The 21,997-nt window shown below is 62.7% G+C and carries 18 protein-coding genes; 8 read left to right on the top strand and 10 right to left on the bottom strand.

The window, feature by feature from the left end; translation table 11 throughout:
• Positions 1 to 405: 405 nt before the first annotated feature.
• Both ATN84_RS03995 and ATN84_RS03990 read left to right on the top strand, forming a co-directional pair.
• Complete coding sequence (locus ATN84_RS03995; protein ID WP_082766079.1) at positions 406 to 2,205, top strand: DEAD/DEAH box helicase; 1,800 nt, start codon at positions 406 to 408, stop codon at positions 2,203 to 2,205.
• Positions 2,206 to 2,617: 412 nt separating this feature from the next.
• A complete protein-coding gene (locus ATN84_RS03990) occupies positions 2,618 to 4,219 on the top strand; it encodes a putative bifunctional diguanylate cyclase/phosphodiesterase (protein WP_068880197.1) in 1,602 nt (533 codons plus the stop codon).
• A 50-nt stretch (positions 4,220 to 4,269) separates the two neighbouring features.
• On the opposite strand, the gene ATN84_RS03985 is transcribed toward ATN84_RS03990, so the two are convergent.
• Positions 4,270 to 4,761 (bottom strand): BA14K family protein, encoded by a 492-nt coding sequence (locus ATN84_RS03985; RefSeq protein ID WP_068880196.1) that lies wholly within the window; start codon positions 4,759 to 4,761, stop codon positions 4,270 to 4,272.
• A 207-nt stretch (positions 4,762 to 4,968) separates the two neighbouring features.
• Here ATN84_RS03985 and ATN84_RS03980 point away from each other — a divergent pair, with 207 nt between their 5' ends.
• The gene (locus ATN84_RS03980) at positions 4,969 to 6,330 is read left to right on the top strand and encodes an esterase-like activity of phytase family protein (RefSeq protein WP_068880195.1); all 1,362 of its coding nucleotides are present in this window, start codon (positions 4,969 to 4,971) and stop codon (positions 6,328 to 6,330) included.
• Between the two features lie 203 nt (positions 6,331 to 6,533).
• Here the strand turns inward: ATN84_RS03980 and gyrB are convergent, their stop codons facing one another.
• Positions 6,534 to 8,981, bottom strand: coding sequence for a DNA topoisomerase (ATP-hydrolyzing) subunit B (gene gyrB / locus ATN84_RS03975; RefSeq protein WP_068880194.1), 2,448 nt, complete (start codon positions 8,979 to 8,981; stop codon positions 6,534 to 6,536).
• A gap of 240 nt (positions 8,982 to 9,221) precedes the next feature.
• Here gyrB and ATN84_RS03970 point away from each other — a divergent pair, with 240 nt between their 5' ends.
• Positions 9,222 to 10,634, top strand: a complete 1,413-nt coding sequence (locus ATN84_RS03970; protein ID WP_244490970.1) for a cytochrome P450 — start codon at positions 9,222 to 9,224, stop codon at positions 10,632 to 10,634.
• Between the two features lie 6 nt (positions 10,635 to 10,640).
• Here ATN84_RS03970 and fghA read toward each other — a convergent pair whose 3' ends face one another.
• The 4 genes from fghA to ATN84_RS03950 all read right to left on the bottom strand — a co-directional run bounded on the left by fghA (position 10,641) and on the right by ATN84_RS03950 (position 13,446).
• Positions 10,641 to 11,483, bottom strand: a complete 843-nt coding sequence (gene fghA, locus ATN84_RS03965) for an S-formylglutathione hydrolase (RefSeq protein WP_068880193.1) — start codon at positions 11,481 to 11,483, stop codon at positions 10,641 to 10,643.
• A 15-nt stretch (positions 11,484 to 11,498) separates the two neighbouring features.
• A complete protein-coding gene (locus ATN84_RS03960) occupies positions 11,499 to 11,951 on the bottom strand; it encodes a GNAT family N-acetyltransferase (RefSeq protein WP_068880192.1) in 453 nt (150 codons plus the stop codon).
• On the bottom strand, positions 11,951 to 13,063 hold the full coding sequence (locus ATN84_RS03955) for an S-(hydroxymethyl)glutathione dehydrogenase/class III alcohol dehydrogenase (protein WP_068880191.1): 1,113 nt from the start codon (positions 13,061 to 13,063) through the stop codon (positions 11,951 to 11,953). The genes ATN84_RS03960 and ATN84_RS03955 overlap by 1 nt, the downstream gene beginning before the upstream one ends.
• A 92-nt stretch (positions 13,064 to 13,155) precedes the next feature.
• The gene (locus tag ATN84_RS03950; RefSeq protein WP_068880190.1) at positions 13,156 to 13,446 is read right to left on the bottom strand and encodes a metal/formaldehyde-sensitive transcriptional repressor; all 291 of its coding nucleotides are present in this window, start codon (positions 13,444 to 13,446) and stop codon (positions 13,156 to 13,158) included.
• A 126-nt stretch (positions 13,447 to 13,572) separates the two neighbouring features.
• Here ATN84_RS03950 and hrpB point away from each other — a divergent pair, with 126 nt between their 5' ends.
• The 3 genes from hrpB (at position 13,573) to ATN84_RS03935 (ending at position 18,024) form a co-directional block, all read left to right on the top strand.
• Positions 13,573 to 16,032, top strand: coding sequence for an ATP-dependent helicase HrpB (gene hrpB, locus ATN84_RS03945; RefSeq protein WP_068880868.1), 2,460 nt, complete (start codon positions 13,573 to 13,575; stop codon positions 16,030 to 16,032).
• Positions 16,033 to 16,083: 51 nt separating this feature from the next.
• A complete protein-coding gene (locus ATN84_RS03940) occupies positions 16,084 to 17,382 on the top strand; it encodes an ActS/PrrB/RegB family redox-sensitive histidine kinase (protein ID WP_068880189.1) in 1,299 nt (432 codons plus the stop codon).
• Between the two features lie 78 nt (positions 17,383 to 17,460).
• Positions 17,461 to 18,024 carry an ActR/PrrA/RegA family redox response regulator transcription factor gene (locus ATN84_RS03935; protein WP_068880188.1) on the top strand — a complete coding sequence of 188 codons (564 nt, stop codon included), beginning with the start codon at positions 17,461 to 17,463 and terminating at the stop codon, positions 18,022 to 18,024.
• A 99-nt stretch (positions 18,025 to 18,123) separates the two neighbouring features.
• Here the strand turns inward: ATN84_RS03935 and ATN84_RS03930 are convergent, their stop codons facing one another.
• Complete coding sequence (locus ATN84_RS03930; RefSeq protein ID WP_068880187.1) at positions 18,124 to 18,621, bottom strand: MmcB family DNA repair protein; 498 nt, start codon at positions 18,619 to 18,621, stop codon at positions 18,124 to 18,126.
• 232 nt (positions 18,622 to 18,853) lie between these two features.
• Between ATN84_RS03930 and ATN84_RS03925 the strand changes: the two genes are divergently transcribed.
• On the top strand, positions 18,854 to 19,471 hold the full coding sequence (locus ATN84_RS03925; RefSeq protein ID WP_068880186.1) for a L,D-transpeptidase: 618 nt from the start codon (positions 18,854 to 18,856) through the stop codon (positions 19,469 to 19,471).
• Between the two features lie 78 nt (positions 19,472 to 19,549).
• Here ATN84_RS03925 and ATN84_RS03920 read toward each other — a convergent pair whose 3' ends face one another.
• The 3 genes from ATN84_RS03920 to trpS all read right to left on the bottom strand — a co-directional run bounded on the left by ATN84_RS03920 (position 19,550) and on the right by trpS (position 21,921).
• A complete protein-coding gene (locus ATN84_RS03920) occupies positions 19,550 to 20,116 on the bottom strand; it encodes a NifU family protein (protein WP_068880185.1) in 567 nt (188 codons plus the stop codon).
• A 104-nt stretch (positions 20,117 to 20,220) separates the two neighbouring features.
• Positions 20,221 to 20,712 (bottom strand): universal stress protein, encoded by a 492-nt coding sequence (locus ATN84_RS03915; protein WP_068880184.1) that lies wholly within the window; start codon positions 20,710 to 20,712, stop codon positions 20,221 to 20,223.
• A 141-nt stretch (positions 20,713 to 20,853) separates the two neighbouring features.
• Positions 20,854 to 21,921, bottom strand: coding sequence for a tryptophan--tRNA ligase (trpS, locus tag ATN84_RS03910; RefSeq protein ID WP_068880183.1), 1,068 nt, complete (start codon positions 21,919 to 21,921; stop codon positions 20,854 to 20,856).
• Positions 21,922 to 21,997: the final 76 nt, after the last annotated feature.

The following is a 21,997-nucleotide window of genomic DNA, read 5'->3' as shown; positions in this document are numbered from 1 at the left end:
CCGCCCAGGGGGAGATAGACCGGCATGAACGTTTTTGCCAATCTCCAGCTTTGTGATTGGCAGGAAAGGTGCTGCAGCGCTTTATCTCTCCCCTTGCGGGAGAGAAAGCGATTTCAACATCTTAGCCGAAGGCTAAGTGTTAGAAATCGCAAGAGAGGGGATCATCTCGACAAAGCCCGCAATGCGGATAGGGAGCGGCCACCACACCGCAATTGACGCATGGCGGATGAACCGCTAAACAGCGCCCACACGCAATTTGTTTTCCGTACCGCCCGCCGCGCAACCGTGCGATCTCGAGGGATCGTGCTCAAGGCATCGAGCGGTAGGAGTGATAGAGCATTTTGCAGCCAAATGGGAACATTTGGCGTTCGCATAAATGCGTTAAAAACAAATAGAAAGTCATCCATGTCCCTGTCTGCTTCCATCGCTCCGGCGCTGTCCGGCGCTCTTGCCGCTCGTGGTTATACGGCGCTTACCTCCGTCCAGACCGCCGTGCTGGCGCCTGAGGCCGAGGGAGCGGATCTTCTGGTCTCGGCGCAGACCGGTTCCGGCAAGACGGTGGCCTTCGGCATCGCCATTGCCCCGACCTTGCTGGGCGATGCGGAGCGTTTCGAGACGCCGGGCGCGCCCTTGGCGCTCATCATCGCGCCGACGCGCGAGCTGGCCCTGCAGGTGCGCCGCGAGCTCGAATGGCTTTATGCCGAAGCCGGCGGCCGGATCGCCTCCTGCGTCGGCGGCATGGATATCCGCACCGAGCGGCGCGCGTTGGAGCGGGGTGCGCATATCGTCGTCGGCACGCCGGGCCGGCTGCGCGACCACATCACCCGCGGTGCGCTCGACATGTCGGCCTTGCGGGCCGTGGTTCTCGACGAGGCCGACGAGATGCTTGATCTCGGCTTCCGCGAGGATCTCGAGTTCATCCTGGGCGAAGCGCCTGAGGATCGCCGCACCCTGCTTTTTTCCGCGACCGTTCCCAGGTCCATCGCCGAGCTGGCCAAGCGTTTTCAGCGCGACGCCTTGCGCATTTCCGCGACCAGCGAAAAGGAACAGCATGGCGACATCAGCTATCAGGCCATGCTCGTCGAGCCGCGCGAGCGCGAAAACGCCATCATCAACACGCTCCTCTTCTTTGATGCGCAGAACACCATCGTCTTCTGCTCGACCCGTGAGGCGGTGAAGCATCTGACCAGCCGTTTGTCCAACCGCGGCTTCTCGGTCGTCTCGCTTTCAGGCGAGTTGAGCCAGGCGGAACGCACCAATGCGCTTCAGGCGATGCGCGACGGGCGTGCCCGCATCTGCGTGGCGACCGACGTCGCGGCGCGCGGCATCGACCTACCCAATCTCGATCTCGTCATCCATGCCGATCTGCCAAGCAATCCGGAAACACTCTTGCACCGCAGCGGGCGCACGGGCCGCGCCGGCCGCAAGGGTACCTGCGTCCTGATCGTGCCGTTCTCCCGCCGCCGCAGCGCCGAGCGGCTGTTGCAGATGGCGAAACTGGAGGCGGCGACCGTGAACGCTCCCGGCATCCCCGCCATTCAGGAGAAGAACCGCGAGCGCATTCTGCACGATCCGGCGCTGTCGGAAGCGGCGGGCGAGGATGAGCAGGACCTGATCAAGGAGCTTCAGGCGCTCTATACGCCTGAGCAGATCGCCGCCGCCTATCTGCGCCGAGAGCTTGCCGCCCGCCCGGCACCGGAAGAGATTTCCGACGTGCCAGTGCGCCCGCTCGGCCAAGACCGCAAGGGTGGTGAGCGTACCAGCAAGTACGACCAGCGTACCGGTGGGTACGATCGGCCAGAACGGGGCGAACGGGGAGAACGGCCTGCGAAGTTCATGGAAGACGGCGCCTGGTTTTCTCTCTCGCTCGGCCGCAAGCATCGCGCCGATCCGCGCTGGCTCCTGCCGATGATCTGCAAGGCGGGCGGGGTGACGAAACGCGATGTCGGCTCGATCCGCATTCTGGAAACGGAAACCCGCTTCGAGATCGCCGCGTCGAAGGCCGATGATTATCTCGCAAATCTCCGCGAGCGCGGCACTGGCGAAAAAGGCGTCACCATCCGCCTCGCTGCCGAGGGCGCATCCGCCCCGCGCCGGCAGAAGGAACATTTCGAGCCGAAGGCGAAAAGCTGGAAAAAGAAGGACGGCGCCGGGAAGACTTATCGCAGCGATAAGCCGGCAAAGGGCAAGAAGCCGCGCTCATAATTTCACCGTAATGGCAGCGGCGCTGCTGAGGTATGGATGCCAGTGACAAGCACTGGCCTGACGAGGTGGAGATGTTCCGCCTTTTAAGAACGGTTCTGGAAGCGGAAACCAATGCCTAGCGGGGATTAGCCGCCAACAGGTAAACTTTCGTCATTCCTGGTGCTTGTCACAGGAATCCATGCCTCGCCCTCAAACATTTCGCCAATGGTGCAGAATATTCAAAAAGCCAGGAGAAATGGCGTCCTGGTCGGCTGAGTCGGATTAATTCAATCTTTAAGAACTTTGTGGAAGCTGCAACCCAATGGGGAAATCCGTCGCAAGGGGAAATGCGGCGGAGGCTTTAAAGCCGCATGATCCGATCCGAAAAGTCGACAATTTTTTGGGATCATGCTGAATTGGGGGAAGTGGGGCGATGTTCTTCAAGGCATCCAACAGGAACAGGCTGCGCGCTCTGGAGCGCACCTATCTCATCTGGGGCATGACGATCGGCGCGGTGCTGGCGGTTTCGGGCTTCGTTCTCGATACGCGTTTCAGGCTGCTGATGGGACTTGGCAGCGATATCTGGGCGACCTTCACCGGCACGGTCATGCATTTCCTGATGCTGTTCCTGCCTTTCATCATGGGCGGGATCTTTCTTGAGCTCGGTCGTCGTCAACAGCGCTTTCTCGACCAGATGCATCAGTTCGAGCAGGCGGAGGAGATGACGCGCAAGCAGGCGCACACCGATACTCTCACCGGTCTGTTCAACCGCACCTTTCTCGCCAAGACGATGGAGGAAGGGCTCTCGACCGGGCGCTGGCAAGCGCGTCAGGCCTATGCTTATCTGCTCGATCTCGATGATTTCAAGCATATCAACGATACCATGGGCCATGTCGTGGGCGACCATGTCCTCGTTGCCGTCGCCCAGCGGTTGACGAAGACGGCGTCGGAAGGCGATGTGGTGGTCCGGCTCGGTGGCGACGAGTTTTTCGTCGTGCATTTTCTCGATCACGCGGATCAGGACCCCGGCGGGTTCGCCGATCGCCTGATTGCGGCCGTGACCGAGTCCATCCCGTTCGGCGATGCTCAGATAACGCCCAACACCAGTATCGGCATCGCCAGGATCGGCCACGACGGCAAATCGCGCTCCGATATCCTGCGTTGCGCCGATCTCGCACTCTACGAGGCGAAGGGCGAGCCGATCAGCACATACCGCTTCTACAGCGCCGAGCTGAAGCTCGTCAGCGATCATCAGGCGGCGCTCGAAACGGACATGCGCAGGGGGATCGCCCAGGGCGAATTCCAGGTCTATTACCAGCCGATCTATTCCGTTTCGACCGGAAAACTGCGCAGTTTCGAGGCGCTTTTGCGCTGGCAGCATCCTGAACGCGGCATGATCTCGCCGGTCGAGTTCATCCCCATCGCCGAACGCTCGGGAATGATCATCCCCATCGGCCATCAGGTTCTGCGCGATGCCTGCCGGGCCGCCGCCTCATGGCCCGACCATATCGGCGTGGCGGTCAATCTGTCGGTGGTGCAGTTCAAGGATTGCGGGCTTGTCGGCAAGATCGAGGGCGCGCTGCGCGAAAGCGGCATCTCGCCCGACCGGCTCGATCTCGAGATCACAGAAAGCCTCCTGCTGGAGCCTTCGCCGCGCGTCATCAGCGCCATCGAGCGGGTGCGGCAGTTGGGCATCCGCCTCACCATGGACGATTTCGGCACCGGCTTTTCCAGCCTCAACAATCTGCGCCGCTTCCGCTTCGATCGGCTGAAGATCGACCGCTCCTTCACCCGCGATCTCGACAAGAACGACAGCGCCGAAATCATCAAATCGATGATCAGCCTGTCGAAGGCGCTGCAGATGGAAGCCACCCTTGAGGGCGTGGAAAACGAAACACAACTCGCCTTCGCCCGCAACGAGGGTGCCACCGAGGTGCAGGGTTTTTACTACGCGCGGCCAATGACCGTCGAAGACGTTGCCGTCCTTCTGCGCGATCACTCTGGCAAGGCAAAGCATGGCGGCATTGCCGCCTGATCATCCCGAAGGGCAGGGACGCCCCTCGGTTTAGCATCGTCGTTCAGCCCTTACATATAGGGCGAAACGCACTGGCGCCGTGGGCCGTTATAGGGCTGGAATGTATTGTCATAAGCCCTGTAGGACCGATAGCGGTTATAGCACCATTGTGTATGAGAGCTGCCGCCACGGCCCTGATTGGCGATTGCGCCGCCGATGATCGCGCCGCCCAGGAATGCCGCCGGCGGGAACCACCAGCCATTGTGCCGGCGCCAGCCTGAACGATAGCGGCGGGAGCCGCGATGGCCGCGATAATAATAGCCATCACGGCCACGATAAAAATCGCGTCCGCGGCCCAATCGCCTCACGTCACGGTCGCGATAGACACGTCGTCCGTCATACCGTCTCTCACGCCAGCGGCGGTACTGGACAGTCTGTACGTCAGGGCCGGCTGCTTCCACCTTCAGCGGTTGCACCGGGCCTGCCAGAGCGGGCGCAGCGACGAATTCGGCCGAGGAAGCGGCCATCAGCGCTGCGCAGAACACTGCGAGGAGCTTTTTCATCTTGCCCTCCTTTGATCGCCTTTGGGACTTGTAAGAAGACCACATAAGCCCTCCACAATCCATAGGGGAGTAAGTAGAAGGCACCGCCTGCAAGTCAAGCAACCGCCGTGGGCGTGGCGGTTCATCAAAGCTTCATGAGAGCGTCAACCGGCCGACATCGACGGGCATTATCGGGAAAAGACCGATAATTCTCAACGAGGGCTTCCCATGAAGGCGCTTCTTTTGTCGACGACTGCGGCGATCGCCATGCTGATCTCCACGCCTGCTTTTTCCGGGGAGACACGTTTCCCCGCCACGCTTGAAGCTCATGCCATCCTGCCGGCGAACTCGATCATCAAGGCGCCGGAAGACGCGCCGGAACTCCTCAGGACCTCTGGAAAATTCACCGCGAAGAACCGCCACCGCGCCGTCGGCATCGGCACCATGCCCGGCATGGACGAGAACCGGCCGACTGGGCTGGCGCTGCCTTTCGACGGGCAGCCGCTGCAGGGCTTTTCCGGCATCAAGACGATGGGCGACGGCACCTTCTGGACGCTCTCCGACAATGGCTTCGGCAACAAATTGAATTCACCCGATGCCGCACTTATGCTGCATCACATCAAATTCGACTGGGACGCCGGCAAGATCGAGCGGATCGAGACGCTTTTCCTCTCCGATCCCGACAAAAAGGTGCCGTTCCCGATCGTGCTGGAAGGCACGGACAAGCGCTATCTGACCGGCTCCGATTTCGATGTGGAATCCATCCAGCCGGTCGATGACGGCTTCTGGATCGGCGAGGAGTTCGGTCCTTTCCTCATCCATGTCGACCGGGCCGGCAAGGTGACCGATGTGGTGGAAACGGTGGTGGAAGGCGAGCCCGTCCGCTCGCCCGACTATCCCTCCTTCACGCTGCCGGCAAATCCAACCCAGAAAATGCCGGCCTTCAATTTGAAGCGTTCCGGCGGCTTCGAGGGCATGGCGCGTTCGAAGGATGGAGCGAAGCTCTATGCGCTCCTGGAAGGCCCCCGTTATCTCGACGATGGCACGGTCGAGAAGGTGGGCGACAATTCGGCGCTGCGCATCGTCGAATTCGATATCGCGGGCAGGAAATGGACAGGCCGCAGCTGGCTCTATCCCCTGAGCGACGGCGGTGAGGCGATCGGCGATTTCAACATGATGGATGACACCACCGGCCTCGTCATCGAGCGCGACAATGGCGAGGGTGTCGCGGCCAGAGCCTGCGCCGATGCCAAGGATCCGCAGCCGGACTGCTTCTCGACGCCCGCCAAGTTCAAGCGCATCTACAAGATCGAGATGAACGACGCCAATGTCGGCGGTCCGATCCGCAAGATCGGCTATATCGACCTGATGGCGATCAGCGATCCCGAAGGCAAGGCGCGCCAGGGCGGCGGGGAGGGATTCTACGACATGCCCTTCGTCACCATCGAGAATGTCGACGTGGTGGACGAGAACCATATCGTCGTCGGCAACGACAACAACCTGCCATTCTCCGCCGGTCGCGCGCTGGACAAGGCCGATGACAACGAGTTCGTCCTTCTCGAGGTAGGGGATTTTCTGAAGGCGAAGTAGGCGATTCCCTGACTGGAGCGGTGAAGGTTTTCACCTCCTCTGGCCTGCCGGCCATCTCCCCCACAAGGGGGGAGATTAGCCTGCCTCAGGAACGGAGCTTTATCTGCTACGTCAATGATTGGCGGGACGGATATCATAGTCAATCTCCCGGGGGAGATGCCCGGCAGGGCAGAGGGGGGGGGTGTCGCGCCAGTATCGGCCGATTACACGTCCAGATTGGCGACGCTGAGCGCGTTCTCCTGGATGAACTCGCGCCGCGGCTCCACATTGTCGCCCATCAGCCGGCTGAATAGTGAATCGGCATCGGTCGCGTCGGAGACCTTCACCTGCAGGAGCGAGCGGGCGTGCGGGTCGAGCGTCGTTTCCCAGAGCTGGTCGGCGTTCATCTCGCCGAGACCTTTGTAGCGCTGCAGTGTCAGGCCCTTGCGCCCGGCGGCGAAGACGGCGTCGAGCAGCGCCAGCGGCCCGGAGATCATGTCGCTCTTGTCCTTACGCCGGAGCGTCGGCGGCGTGTCGTAGATCTCGCTCAGGCGTGATGCGTAGCGGTCGAGCTGGCGCGCATCGGCGGAGCCGATCAGCGCCATGTCGAGCGTCGTGACGTCGCGCACGCCGCGCAGCATCCGCTCAAAGCGATAGCCGCCATCGGCGGCGACATGGCCGGTCCAGCCACGCTCCGTTTCCTCGGCGATGAGGTCGAGACGCCTCGCGATGTCGTCGGCCGCTTCCTGCGCCCGTTCGGTATTGCTGACGGCTTCCGGATTGAGCGCGCCGGCGATCGCCGCCTGTTCGACGACATTGCGGCTGTAGCGCGTGTGCAACCCGTTGAGCAACTGGCGCACCGTCAGCGCGTCATTGATGACGGCGCGAAGATCGGCGCCGGCCCGCACCTCGCCATTGGCAAGCGCCAGCGCGGTCTCGTCCAGACCCGATTCGATGAGGAATTCCTCGAAGGCTTCCTCGTTCTTGATATATTGCGAGGACTTGCCGCGCGCGACCTTGTAGAGCGGTGGCTGCGCGATATAGAGGTGCCCGCGCTCGATCAGTTCCGGCATCTGCCGGAAGAAGAAGGTGAGCAGCAAGGTGCGGATATGCGCGCCGTCCACGTCGGCGTCGGTCATGATGATGATCTTGTGGTAGCGCAGCTTGTCCGGGTTGAACTCGTCCTTGCCGATGGAGGTGCCGAGCGCCGTGATCAGCGTTCCGATCTGGTCCGATGAGAGCATCCGGTCGAAGCGCGCCCGCTCGACATTGAGGATCTTGCCGCGCAAGGGCAGGATCGCCTGGTTCTGCCGCGAACGCCCGCCCTTGGCCGAGCCGCCCGCCGAGTCACCCTCGACGATGAAGATCTCGGACTTCGCCGGGTCGCGCTCCTGACAGTCGGCGAGCTTGCCCGGCAGCGAGGTAATGTCGAGCGCGCCCTTGCGCCGCGTCAACTCGCGCGCCTTGCGTGCCGCCTCGCGGGCAGCCGCCGCCTCGACCACCTTGCCGATCAGGATCTTGGCTTCCGAGGGATGCTCCTCCAGCCATGTGGAAAGCGCTTCGTTGACGAGGCCTTCGACAACGGGGCGCACTTCCGAGGAAACCAGCTTGTCCTTGGTTTGCGAGGAGAATTTCGGGTCCGGAACCTTGACCGAGAGAACGGCGGTCAGCCCTTCGCGGCAATCGTCGCCCGTCAGCGAGACCTTTTCCTTCTTGGTCATGCCGGAACTGTCGGCATAGCCCGTCACCTGGCGCGTCAGCGCGCCGCGGAAACCGGCCAGATGCGAGCCGCCGTCGCGCTGCGGGATGTTGTTGGTGAAGCACAGGACCTTCTCGTGGTAGGAATCGTTCCACCACATCGCCACCTCGACGGTGATGCCGTCCCGTTCGCCGGTGATATACATCGGGCTTTCGAGGAGCGGCTTCTTGGCCTGGTCGAGATATTTGACGAATTCTTCCAGCCCACCATCATAATGCAGCACCTGTTCCTTGACGTCAGCATGGCGCTTGTCGGTCAAAAGGATGCGGACGCCGGAATTGAGGAAGGCGAGCTCCCGCAGGCGATGTTCGAGCGTCGCATAGTCGAACTCGACCATGGTGAAGGTCTCGGAGCTCGGCAGGAAGGAGACCTCAGTCCCCGTCTCGTTGCCGGCATCGCCGGTGACGGCGAGCGGCGCGTCGGCAACGCCATGGGTGAAGCTCATCTCGTGAATCTTGCCTGCGCGGCGGATCTTCAGCTTCAGCCAGACCGAAAGCGCGTTGACCACCGAAACGCCGACGCCGTGCAGGCCGCCTGACACTTTATAGGAATTTTGGTCGAACTTGCCGCCCGCATGGAGCTGCGTCATGATAACTTCGGCTGCCGAGACGCCTTCAGAAGAATGGATATCGGTGGGGATGCCGCGGCCATTGTCGGTGACGGTGCACGAGCCGTCGGGATTGAGCGTGACGGTGACGAGCGTGGCATGTCCGGCCAGCGCCTCGTCGATCGCATTGTCCACGACCTCGTAGACCATGTGATGCAGGCCCGAACCGTCGTCCGTATCGCCGATATACATGCCGGGGCGCTTGCGCACCGCGTCCAATCCCTTGAGAACCTTGATGGAATCCGCCCCATATTCGGGGGATGCGCCGGAGATGTTTTCCGGTGTCGTCTCGGGTATTTCGCTCATGAAAAACTTTCGTCTGTCTACCGAAAAGGCGGCGCGCACGAAGTCCCCTCGAATCACGCGCCGAAGATGACGTTAATATAGGTGTTAAAGCCAGTTTTTCCAAATCTTTGCGGCGATTTTGCGGGGGATGAGCCTTGATCGATAAACCCGCGTCGGCGGGCCCGCCTTTCCCGTTGTGGCGGGATCGTCATTCCCCTCCTATATTGGATGGGCAGTACCCCTAACCCGGGAGTTCGGTCGATGAGCGATATGGTAATGGGCGGCACGGAAGGTGTCAGGGCGGCGGGTCCCGCAAAGCCCTTCATTCCGCCTGCGCCGACCCCGCGGGAGAAGCCGGTCGGCCGCCTCGAACTGATCCGCATCATCTACCGCAATCCGCTCGAACTGTGGGGTGAGCCCTCCTATAACGAGCCGTGGGTCGAGGTGGACTGGATGGGCATGCACACCATCATCGCCAATGATCCCGGGCTGATCCGCCATGTGCTGGTCGACAATGCGAAGAACTATCGCATGGCGGCAGTGCGCCAGCGCATCCTGCGCCCGATCCTGCGCGACGGTCTTCTGACGGCGGAAGGCGAGGTCTGGAAGCGCTCGCGCAAGGCCATGGCCCCCGTTTTCACGCCGCGCCACATCCACGGCTTCGCTGAAGCGATGTTGGAGCGCTCCGAGGCTTTCGCGGAACGCTATGAAACGCCAGGTCTCGTCACCGATGTCGCCCGCGACATGACGCTGCTTACCTATGACATCTTGGCTGCGACGCTCTTTTCCGGCGAGATCGCCGGCGAGCCGGGCCAGTTCGCCAAGGAAATCGACAATCTGTTCGAAACTATGGGTCGCGTCGATCCGCTCGATCTGCTGGGCGCGCCGGATTGGCTGCCACGCTTCACCCAGATCAGAGGACGTCGTTCGCTAGCCTTCTTCCGCAAGATCGTCGCCGATACGGTCGCCATGCGAAAGGCGCGTATGGAAAAGGGAGATCATGTTCCCAATGATTTCCTGACGCTGCTGCTGAAGACCGAAGGCCCGGAGGGACTCACCCGCGCCGAGATCGAGGACAACATCATCACCTTCATCGGCGCCGGCCACGAGACGACGGCCCGCGCGCTTGGCTGGACGCTTTATCTCCTGGCCAAGGCTCCTCAAGAGCGCGAGATCGTCGAGACAGAGATCGACGCCTTCATGCGCAAGGGGCCTGTTTCGCCACATGAATGGCTGGAAAACCTGCCTTTAACCCGCGCGGCGTTCGAGGAGGCGATGCGGCTTTATCCGCCGGCCCCATCCATCAACCGGGAGGCGGTGGAAGACGACCGGTATCGCGACCTGAAAATCGAAAAGGGCTCGACGGTGCTCGCCATGCCCTGGACGATCCATCGGCATCGCCTCCACTGGAAAGACCCTGATGCCTTCATTCCCGCCCGCTTCCATCCGGAGAATCGTGGGCAGATCGATCGTTTCCAGTATCTGCCCTTCGGCGCCGGCCCGCGCGTCTGTATCGGCGCGAGCTTTGCGCTGCAGGAGGCCGTCATTGCGCTGGCCGTCCTCCTCTCCCGCTACCGCTTCGATACGGTGAGCCAGACAAAGCCCTGGCCGGTGCAGAAGCTGACCACGCAGCCGCAGGGTGGCTTGCCGATGAAGGTGACGTCGCGGCGGTAAGAAGCCTCACTTTTTCAGCCGCTCCGCATGCCAGCGCAGATGGTCGGCCATGAAGGTCGAGATGAAGAAATAGGAGTGGTCGTAGCCTTTGCGCATATTGAGCGTCAGCTGAATGCCGGCTTTCTGGCACGCTTCCTCTAGCAGCCACGGGCGCAAGCCCTCGTCGAGGAAACCATCGGCCGTTCCCTGATCGACGAGAAGCTCCGGCACGCGATAGCCATCCTCGATCAGAAGCGTTGAATCATAGGCCCGCCAGGCCTTCTCGTCCGATCCCAGATATTTCTCGAAGGCGGGCCGCGACCAGTTCGCGGTGGAAGGCTGAACGATCGGCGCGAAGGCGGAAACCGATCTGAAACGGCCGGGATGCATCAGCGCAAGCGTGATCGCGCCATGGCCGCCCATGGAGTGGCCGAAGATGCCCTGGCGCGTCAGGTCGACGGGGAAGTTCTGCGCCACCAGCGTTGGCAATTCCTCCGCGATATAGGTCGCCATCCGATAATTGGCGACATAGGGCGCTTGCGTTGCGTCGAGATAGAAGCCCGCGCCGCTGCCGAACTGCCAATTGTCCTTCTCGTCGGGAATGCTCTCGCCGCGCGGGCTCGTGTCCGGGCAGACGATGGCGAGACCGAGCTCGGCCGCCGCCCGGCGGTATTCGCCCTTGTCCATGACGTTCTGATGTGTGCAGGTGAGGCCCGAGAGATACCACATGACCGGCACCGGGCCGTCCGCCGCCTGCGGCGGCAGGAAGAGGGCGAATGTCATGTCGCAGGCGCAGGCCACGCTCTTGTGGCGGTAGACCCCTTGCGTGCCTTCGAAGCTTTTCGCGGTTGAGATGGTTTCAACGGTCATCGTATTTTTCCTGATCTAAGCGGCAAGCCGCATGTCGATATGCGGAATGCCGTCCTCGACATATTCCTCCGAGACGGGCGCAAAGCCGAAGGCGCCATAGAATGCCTTGAGATGGCTTTGAGCGCTGAGCGCGATATCCCGGTCCGGGAAATGTGCCCGGCAATGCGCAATCGCCTCGTGCATGATCTTTTCGCCCACTTTCCTGCCGCGATGGCTGGGCGCGACGATCACGCGGCCGATCTGCGCTGGACCGTCATCCACGGGCGGAAGGACGCGCAAGTAAGCGGCAAGCTCGCCATCCTCCAGCACCCGCAGGTGCAGCGCATCCTGATCCTTGCCGTCCAGTTCCGGATAGGGGCAATTCTGCTCGACAACGAAGGTGTCGACGCGCAGCTTCAGCATGGCGTAGAGATCGCGGGGAGCGAGCCCATCGAGCCCGCTCCAGACGAACTGCAGCTCAGTGGGCATCAGTAGACCACGACCGAGCGGATCGACTTGCCCTCGTGCATCAGATCGAAGGCCGTGTTGATCTCCTCCAGCGGCATGGTGTGGGTGATGAGGGAATCGATGTCGATCTTGCCCTCCATGTACCAGTCGACGATCTTCGGCACGTCGGTGCGGCCGCGCGCGCCGCCGAAGGCCGAGCCTTTCCAGACGCGCCCGGTGACGAGCTGGAACGGACGGGTGGAAATCTCGGTGCCGGAGGGGGCCACGCCGATGATGATCGATTCGCCCCAGCCGCGATGGCAGCATTCCAGCGCCTGGCGCATGGTATGGACATTGCCGATGCACTCGAAGGAGAAATCCGCGCCGCCGCCGGTCAAGTCCACGATCGCTTCGACCACCTTGTCGCGGCCGACCTCGTCAGGGTTGACGAAATGCGTCATGCCGAATTTCTTCGCCATCTCCACCTTGGCCGGGTTCAGATCGACGCCGATGATCTTGTCCGCGCCGACCATGCGCGCGCCCTGGATGACGTTAAGGCCGATGCCGCCAAGGCCGAAGACGACGACATTCGCTCCCGGCCAGACCTTGGCCGTATAGACCACCGCGCCGATGCCGGTTGTGACGCCGCAGCCGATATAGCAGATCTTGTCGAAGGGCGCGTCCTCGCGCACCTTCGCGACCGCGATTTCCGGCAGGACGGTGAAGTTGGAGAAGGTCGAGCAGCCCATGTAATGGAACACCTCGCCGCCGTCGCAGGAGAAGCGCGAGGTATGATCCGGCATCAGCCCCTGACCCTGCGTGGCGCGGATCGAGGTGCAGAGATTGGAACGCTGCGACAGGCAGGTTTTGCACTGGCGGCATTCGGGCGTGTAGAGCGGGATGACGTGATCGCCGACCTTGACCGAAGTAACGCCCGCGCCCACCTCGCGCACGATGCCCGCGCCCTCATGGCCGAGGATCGCCGGGAACTTGCCTTCGGAATCAAGGCCGGAAAGCGTATAAGCATCGGTATGGCAGACGCCGGTCGCCATGATCTCAACCAGCACTTCCCCCGGCTTCGGCCCGCCGATCTCGACGGTTTCGATCGTGAGCGGCTTGTTGGCTTCCCAGGCCACGGCTGCGCGAGATTTCATGGCAATCTTTCCTTCCAGTGCGATAATTTAAGCGAGTCTTTGTTGTTTAGCCGCATGATCTCCGAAAAGCCTGCAACTTTTCGGAGATCACGCTATTTGAGATAAGTCCGCAAGATCCGCATGATGTCGTCAATTTGCGTGTCGGGGTCGGTCGCGGCTTGTCCGGCCATCGCCTCCCGCGCATTCCCGAAGGTCTCGCGGAAATGGCTTTCCAGCACCTCGGCCATCAGCCCGTTGGTGGCGCCACGCAGCGCCGCGATCTGCTGCAGGAGCGCCGCGCATTCCGTACCGGCTTCCACCGCGCGCTCAAGCCCTTCGGCCTGACCGCGAATGCGGCGCAGGCGCGTCAGCGCGCGCTTCTTATCTTCCGGTGAATGCGGCATTGGACCTCCCGAATGTGGCGAACGGTATATACTCTAGGGGAGTATGTCAATGGACCCGCTTTGCCTTTCCATTCCCAGGGGAATTGTTATATCGGTGTGCCTCCTGATGCACCAATGGAACGTCTTTTGCCGAGCCTGCCCGATCTTCCCGTCACCCGCATCCTGCCAGCGCTCGATAATGCGCTGGAAAGGGGCAGTGCGGCCGTCCTCGTAGCGCCGCCTGGCGCCGGCAAGACGACGCTGGTGCCGCTCCATCTGCTTGAGGCAGGCTGGCGCGGCGACGGCATGATCGTGCTTCTTGAGCCTAGGCGGCTAGCCGCGCGCGCGGCCGCCCGCCGCATGGCATCGCTTTTGGGAGAGGAGCCGGGCCAAACCGTCGGCTACCGCATGCGGCTGGAGACCAAGACCTCCGCCCGCACGCGCATTCTCGTCGTCACCGAAGGCGTGTTCGCGCGGATGATCCTCGATGATCCCGATCTGAAAGGCGTTGCCGCCGTCCTCTTCGATGAGTTCCACGAGCGCAGCCTGGACGCGGATTTCGGCCTGGCGCTGGCGCTCGATGTACAGGCTGCGCTCCGGCCCGATCTGAAGCTCGTCGTCATGTCGGCAACGCTCGATGGCGCGCGCGTCGCAAGGCTCTTGAACGATGCACCGGTGATCGAGAGCGAAGGCCGCTCCTATCCCATCGATATACGCTACCGCGAGCGTCGCGCCGACGAGCGCATCGAGGATGCGATGGCGCGCGCCATCCGCGAGACGCTGGCTGATGAGACGGGCAGCATTCTCGCTTTCCTGCCCGGCCAGGGCGAGATCGAGCGTACCGCCCGGCTTCTTGAAGATCGCCTGCCCGCCGATGTCATCCCTGCGCCGCTCTATGGCGCGATGGAGGGGCGCGATCAGGATGCAGCCATCCGCCCCGCGCCGCAGGGGAAACGCAAGGTGGTGCTGGCGACCTCGGTGGCCGAAACCTCGATCACCATCGACGGCGTTCGGGTGGTGATCGATTCCGGCCTGGCGCGCCTGCCGAAATATGAGCCGTCGACAGGGCTGACCCGGCTTGAGACGGTGCGCGCCGCACGCGCCGCCGTCGACCAGCGCGCCGGTCGCGCCGGACGCACCGAGCCGGGCATCGCGATCCGCCTCTGGCATTCCGGTCAGACGGCGGCCCTCCCGCCCTTCACGCCGCCGGAAATTCTCGAAGCGGATCTCTCCGGCCTGGTGCTCGATTGCGCCGCCTGGGGCGTGGCGGATCCCGCGATGCTCAGCCTTATCGATCCGCCGCCCGCGCCTGCACTCGCCGAGGCGAAGACGCTCCTGAAGCGTCTCGGCGCGCTCGACGAGGATGGTCGGCTGACCGCCGATGGCGAAGCGATGCGCGCGCTGGCGCTGCCAGCCCGGCTCGCCCATATGGTCGTTGCCGCAGCAAGACGCGGCGAGGCTGGCAGGGCGGCGGAACTGGCGGTGCTCCTGACCGAGCGCGGGCTCGGTGGCAATGATGTCGACCTCGATGTCAGGCTCTCCCGCTTCCGGAGCGACCGCAGCGACCGCGCCCAGCGGGCGAGGGGGCTCGCGAAGCGTCTCGCTTCGGCGGTCCCTTCCGCTTCGTCCTCTGGCGAACTCTCTTCGGCCGGTCGCATGCTGCTCGATGCCTATCCCGACCGGATTGCCAAGGTGCGCGGCGCGGCGGGGCAATATCTGCTGGCCAACGGCAGGGGAGGCGAGGTCGATCCCGCTCTGCCGCTGTCGCGTGCGCTCTGGCTGGTCGTCGCCGATCTCACCGGACGGGCGGAGCGCGCTCGCATCCTGGCCGCGGCGGAAGTGAGTGAGGAGGATATCCGTGCGGTGCTGGGGCCGCGCGTCGAGAGCGGCCGGCAGATAATCTACGATCCGGAGAAAAATGCACTGCGCGCCCGCGAGGCGACCCGGATTGGCGCCATCGCGCTTTCGGAAAAGCAATTGCCCGCTCCCTCTGGCGAGGAGGCGGACCGGGGCGTTATCGACGCGGTGCGCCGGCATGGGCTCGCCATCCTGCCCTGGAGCAAGGAGGCGGAGGCCCTGCGCCGCCGCCTCGGCTGGCTCAATCGCGGTTTGGGCGACCCCTGGCCGTTGATGGAGGACGATCATCTCCTGGCGACATTGGAGGATTGGCTGCTGCCGTTTCTGGCCGGCGAAGCCCGGCTCGACCGCATCCCGGCCTCGGCGCTCGCCAATGGCCTGCGCGCGCTCGTGCCTTACGATCTGCAAAGGCGGATCGATGCCTTGGCGCCCACCCATTTCGAGGTGCCGACCGGCTCGCATATCCCGATCCGCTATGACGCGGAGGAACCGGTGATCGCCGTGCGCGTGCAGGAGCTTTTCGGCCTCGCCACGCATCCGGCCATTGCCGACGGCAAGGTGCCGCTGCTGCTCGAACTCTTATCCCCCGCTCATCGCCCGATCCAGATCACCCGCGATCTGCCGGGCTTCTGGCGCGGCTCCTGGGCTGATGTGCGCGCCGACATGCGTGGCCGATATCCGAAGCATGTCTGGCCGGAGGATCCGTTGGCAGCCGATCCAACACGCCGCGCCAAGCCGCGTGGACAGTAGGAATATGCAGGAGCATTTCCGCTTCCATATGAAATACACTATAGACCGATCATGAACCTCGATTTCAGCACACGCGCCTCCTATCTCTCGCGCCGGCTCCGGCTGACGACGCTGGTGCGCCTGCGCTGGCTGGCGATTGCCGGGCAAACTGCGGCCGTTCTCTTCGTGATGCTTTATCTGCAGTTTCCGTTTGCGGTCGGCATCTGCTTCGCGCTTATCGCCGGTTCGGCATGGCTGAACCTGTTTCTGTCCTTCCGTTACCCGGTTAATCATCGTCTGGAGCCGGGGGCGGCTCTCGCCGTCCTTGCCTTCGATCTGTTTCAGCTTGCGGGCCTGCTCTATCTGACCGGTGGGCTGCAAAACCCCTTCGCGGTGCTCATGATCGTGCCGGTCATCATTTCCGCCACCTCGCTGCCGGCGCGCAGCACCATGGCGCTTGGCGTTTTCGTCATCGTCTGCACCACGCTTCTGGCCTTTGAGCACCGTCCGCTGCCCTGGTATCCGGGTGTGCAGATGACGCTGCCCTTCCTGCTGATTGCAGGCGTGTGGTGCGCCATCGTCTCGGCGCTGGTTTTCACCGGCGTTTATGCCTACCGCGTCGCCGAGGAGGCGCGGCAGTTGGCCGATGCCCTGGCCGCCACGGAGCTGGTGCTGCAGCGCGAGCAGCATCTTTCGGCACTCGATGGCCTTGCCGCCGCCGCCGCGCATGAGTTGGGCACGCCGCTCGCCACCATCGCCCTTGTGGTCAAGGAGATGCAGCGCGCCCTCGCCAAGGATGACCGCGTGGCCGACGACCTGGAGCTTCTGCGCTCGCAGACGCAGCGTTGCCGCGAGATACTGCAGCGGCTGACCAGCCTGTCGTCGGAGAGCGAGGAACACATGTCGCGCCTGCCGCTCTCCTCGCTGATCGAGGAGGTGATCGCGCCGCATCGCAATTTCGGCATCGTCATCGACGTCACCAAGACAGGCGGCGAGGGGCCCGAGCCGGTGGCGCGGCGCAATCCCGGCGTCATCTACGGGTTGGGCAATCTGATCGAGAATGCTGTCGATTTCGCCCGCACGAGGACAAGCGTCACATGGGGCTGGACCGACAGCACAGTTGAGATCACCATCCTCGACGATGGCCAAGGCTTCACGCCCGACATTCTCGACCGTATCGGCGAGCCTTATATGACAAGCCGCGATGCCCGCAACAATGGCGGCGGCCTCGGCCTTGGCCTGTTCATTGCCAAGACGCTTCTGGAGCGCTCCGGCGCCCAGATCAGTTTCCACAACCGCAGCGATCCCGGCCAGGGCGCCGAGGTGCGGGTGGTCTGGCCCCGGACCGCTTTGGAAGGCAATTTTGTCTGAAATTCAATGCCTATTTGACTTTTTGACGCAGGCCCCCCAATAAGGGGGCAAAAGAAAAGACAAGTAGGAAACAACCTGATGGAAGACGCAGATCAGGACAATGCCGGCTCGATCGGCAGCGATCCCTCCCTTCTTCTGGTCGATGATGACAAGCCGTTTCTGCAACGCCTTGCGCGCGCCATGGAGAGCCGTGGTTTTCACGTGACGACAGCCGAATCCGTTGAGGAAGGCATCGCCGCGGTCAGGAATGCGGCGCCGGCCTATGCGGTGGTCGATATGCGCCTCGCTGACGGCAACGGTCTCGACATCATCGAGGCGATTCGAAGCCGTCGTGAGGATACCCGCGCCATCGTGCTGACCGGCTATGGCAATATCGCAACCGCGGTCAACGCGGTGAAGCTCGGCGCGATCGATTATCTCTCAAAGCCTGCCGATGCCGACGAAGTCTTTGCCGCGCTGACGAGGCGCACCGGGGAAAAGGTCGCGCCGCCGGAAAATCCGATGTCCGCCGACCGCGTGCGCTGGGAGCATATCCAGCGGGTCTACGAAATGTGCGACCGCAACGTCTCGGAAACCGCGCGCCGTCTCAACATGCATCGCCGCACGCTCCAGCGGATTTTGGCCAAACGCGCGCCGAGATAAGGGAGTAGGGGAATAAGGGAATAGGGAGTATGTTTTGGCAATTGCCCCGTTTTTCGGAGCAAAGGCCGTTTCAAGGAATAAACAGGAAAACATACTCCCTTACTCCCCTATATCCGCTTCCGGCACCACCAAACCCGCCAGCTCCGCGAGGGTCAGCCGCGCCGCGCTGGTTCGGGCGAAGCGCAGTGTCATCGCCTTGCGCGTCGCCGCCGCCAGCCGGTGCTCCGGCGCCTCGCGCAGGATTTCCGCGCCATAGCCGTCGGAGAGGATGAAGCCGCAATCCTCGGGAAAGATCTCGCGCGGCACGCCTGGATGCGTGGCGAAGAACAGCCTGTCGCAATGAGCCCGGTAGATCGGCCATTTGCGATCCGCCTTCCAGTCCTCGATCGAGGATTTGATCTCGACGATCCAGATATCGCCGCTCTTCGTCAGCGCGACGAGATCGGCGCGCCGGCCCGAAGCCAGCGGCAGCTCCGGCGCCACGGTCAGCCCCATTTCCAGGAACAGGCGCTGCACCCCGCGCCTGACCAGCATGGCGTTTTCCGACTGGCGGCCGTCGGCGAGCGGATGAGTCTGGTGGGGATTCACGATCGGCATGGCTTTATTCTGCGTCATTAAGGGGACGGCAGTCCAGACACAAGCGTAATCGGGCGGGGTTTCGCGGCAACTGAAAATGTGGCTTTTCTGCGCCAGTTTCCCTGCAAAAGAGGCGAAAATGCGAAAAAACTCGCATTACGGTTAATCAGCGGTTAAGAAAACAACTCATAGATTATCGCCATCGGAAGGGTGATTCGCCCGGGTCGGATTCATTGCAGACGAGGGAAAATATATGAATATCAAGCCGTTGCTGATGGCGTTCGGGGTGGTTGCCGCAACCGCCCTTGCCGGTTGCTCGACGATCGGGGGACCCGTTCACACCGCTTCGTATGCCTCAGTGACGGATGCGGGCTATAAACTTCCCGCCATTCCGGTGGCCAAGGTTCCTGCCCAGTATCGCCGCCAGATCGTGAGTTACGAAACCCGGGAAGCGCCGGGTACGGTTATCGTCGATACCACGGACAAATTCCTCTATTTCGTCATGCCCGACGGAAAGGCCATGCGCTATGGCATCGGCGTCGGCAAGCAGGGCTTCGAATGGTCGGGCACGGCGCGCATCGCGATGAAGCGCGAATGGCCGACCTGGACGCCGCCCGAGCCGATGATCAGGCGCCGGCCGGAACTGGCAGTCTATCGCGGCGGCATGGGACCGGGGCTGCAGAACCCGCTGGGCGCCCGCGCTCTCTATCTCTACAAGGGCGGCCGCGACACGGGCTACCGCCTGCACGGCACGCCCGAATGGTGGTCGATCGGCAAGGCGATGTCGTCAGGTTGCATCCGCCTCCTGAACCAGGACATCATGGACCTCTACAATCGTGTCGAGGTCGGCGCGAAGGTGATCGTGAAGTAAGGGAATAGGGGATTAAGGGAGTAGGGGAATATGTGGGAGCCAAAACATACTCCCTTATTCCCCTACTCCCCTTGAATATCAGACCGATTCGACGTGCTGCACTTCCGGCACGAAATGCCGCAGCAGGTTCTGGATGCCGTGCTTCAGCGTCGCCGTCGAGGACGGGCAGCCGGAGCAGGCGCCCTTCATGTGCAGGTAGACGGTCCCCTTCTCGAAACCGCGGAAGGTGATGTCGCCGCCGTCCTGTGCCACGGCGGGGCGCACGCGCGTCTCCAGCAATTCCTTGATCGTGTCGACGATCTCGATATCCGCCTCGTCGAAGAACTCGCCCTCGCCATGCTCCGAAGCGGCGCTCTCCTGCACTGACATCACCGGCGCGCCGGCCATGAAATGCTCCATGATGGTGCCGAGAATGGCAGGCTTCAAATGCTGCCAGTCCGCGCCGTCCTTGGTGATGGTGATGAAATCATAGCCGAAGAACACACCCGTGACGCCGGGCACGGCAAAGAGCTTGGCGGCAAGAGGCGACGTGCTTGCGGCAGTCTCGGCATCACGGAAATCCGCCGTGCCTTCCGGCATGACCACCTTTCCCGGCAGGAATTTCAGGGTCGCCGGATTGGGCGTCGTCTCGGTCTGGATGAACATCGCGTTCTCCCGCGCTGGTTCCTGGAACTGTTCTAAAAATAAGCTCGCCGCCCGGGCGCTTCAAGCCCGGCGTCGGTGACGTTTGCGTGACCTATATAAGAGCGTTACGCGACGGCATCAATGTCTTCGTCGGTGAGGTTATAGGGCACCACGGTGACCGGAACGGCGAAACCTGCGCCGCGTCCGGCGATCGACTGCACCAGCGGCCCCGGGCCTTCCTTGCCAGCCCCCGCCGCCAGCACCAGGATGGCGATATCCTGATCCTCGTCGATGAGATTGTGGATCTCCTCGGCCGTCTGCCCCTCGCGCACCACGAGCTCCGGCTCCAGCCCCTGCTCCTCGCGCACCTTGGCGGCATATTTGTTGAGCGTCCCCTGAGCGCGTTCTTCCGCTTCGGCGCGCATGATGTCGCCGACCCCCAGGAACTGCTGGAAATCGGCCGAATCGATCACGAACAGAAGTACCAGCACGCCGCCGGTGTTCTTGGCGCGGCGCGAGGCATAGGCGACCGCCCGATCGCATTCGGGCGTCTCGTCGATGACGGCGAGGAACTTGCGGCGGTGTCCGGCTTCCCGGCTGAGACGTTTTGAAACCATGGCGTCAATGTGTCATTGCGTGGAGAAACCTGCAAGATGGGGTTTTTTGGATTGGAGCGGTTCCTGCTTTGGAGGAATCGCTCGTCCTCACCCCCCTTGTGGAGGAGATGCCCGGCAGGGCAGAGGGGGGTTATTTCATGATCAATCCTGCAGGAAGCCGATGATGTCGCGCACGTGGCGCATGGTTTCTTCCGCCAGAACGCCGGCGCGCTCGCCGCCATCTTTCAGGACTGCATCGACATAGGCCTCGTCGGCTGAGATGCGGCGCATTTCGTCGGTGATCGGCGAAAGCCGCGCCACGGCGAGATCGGCCAGCGCCGGCTTGAAATCCGAAAACTGCCTGCCGCCGAAATCGCGGATGACGGTTTCCCTGTCGGTGCCGGAGAGCGCGGCGAAGATGCCGACCAGATTGTCCGCCTCCGGCCGGTTCGCGAGCCCTGCCACGTCTGACGGTAGAGCCTCCGGATCAGTCTTCGCCTTGCGGATCTTCTTGGCGATCGTGTCGGCATCGTCGACCAGATTGATCCGCGAGAGGTCGGACGGATCGGATTTCGACATCTTCTTCGTGCCGTCGCGCAACGACATGATCCGTGTCGCCGGCCCGCCGATCAGCGGTTCGGCCAGCGGGAAGAAGCCGGAGACGGTCTCGTCGCCGACGGCCATTTCAACACCAACGCCCAGCGAGGCGATCCGGTCGGAATAGTCGTTGTTGAATTTCTGCGCAACGTCGCGGGTCAGCTCCAGATGCTGTTTCTGGTCCTCGCCGACGGGCACATGCGTCGCCCGGTAAACGAGGATATCGGCGGCCATCAGGCTCGGATAGACGAACAGCCCGGCGGACGCATTCTCGCGGTCCTTGCCGGCCTTGTCCTTGAACTGCGTCATGCGATTGAGCCAGCCCATGCGGGCAATGCAGTTGAATACCCAGGCAAGCTCGGCATGCTGGCGCACGCGGCTCTGGTTGAAGACGATATGCTTCTTCGGGTCGATGCCCGCGGCGAGGAACGCCGCCGTCACCTCGCGCGTCGAGACCATCAGGTCGGCGGGATCGGGCATCACCGTCAGGGCGTGCATGTCGACCACGCAATAGATGCAGTCGTGGCTGTCCTGCAGGTCCACCCAGCGCTTGATCGCCCCCAGATAATTGCCGAGATGCAGATTTCCGGTCGGCTGGACGCCGGAGAAGACGAGCGGTTTGAATGTGTTCATGGGTAGTATCCCTGAAGCTGGTGGAGAGCCGGGTGGTTGATCTCGGGGCGCTTTTGGCAGAGCGTTGCGCGCCGAT

This window comes from Paramesorhizobium deserti (assembly GCF_001558695.1).
Classification (GTDB): domain Bacteria; phylum Pseudomonadota; class Alphaproteobacteria; order Rhizobiales; family Rhizobiaceae; genus Paramesorhizobium; species Paramesorhizobium deserti.
This window is presented reverse-complemented; position numbering and strand designations above follow the sequence as displayed.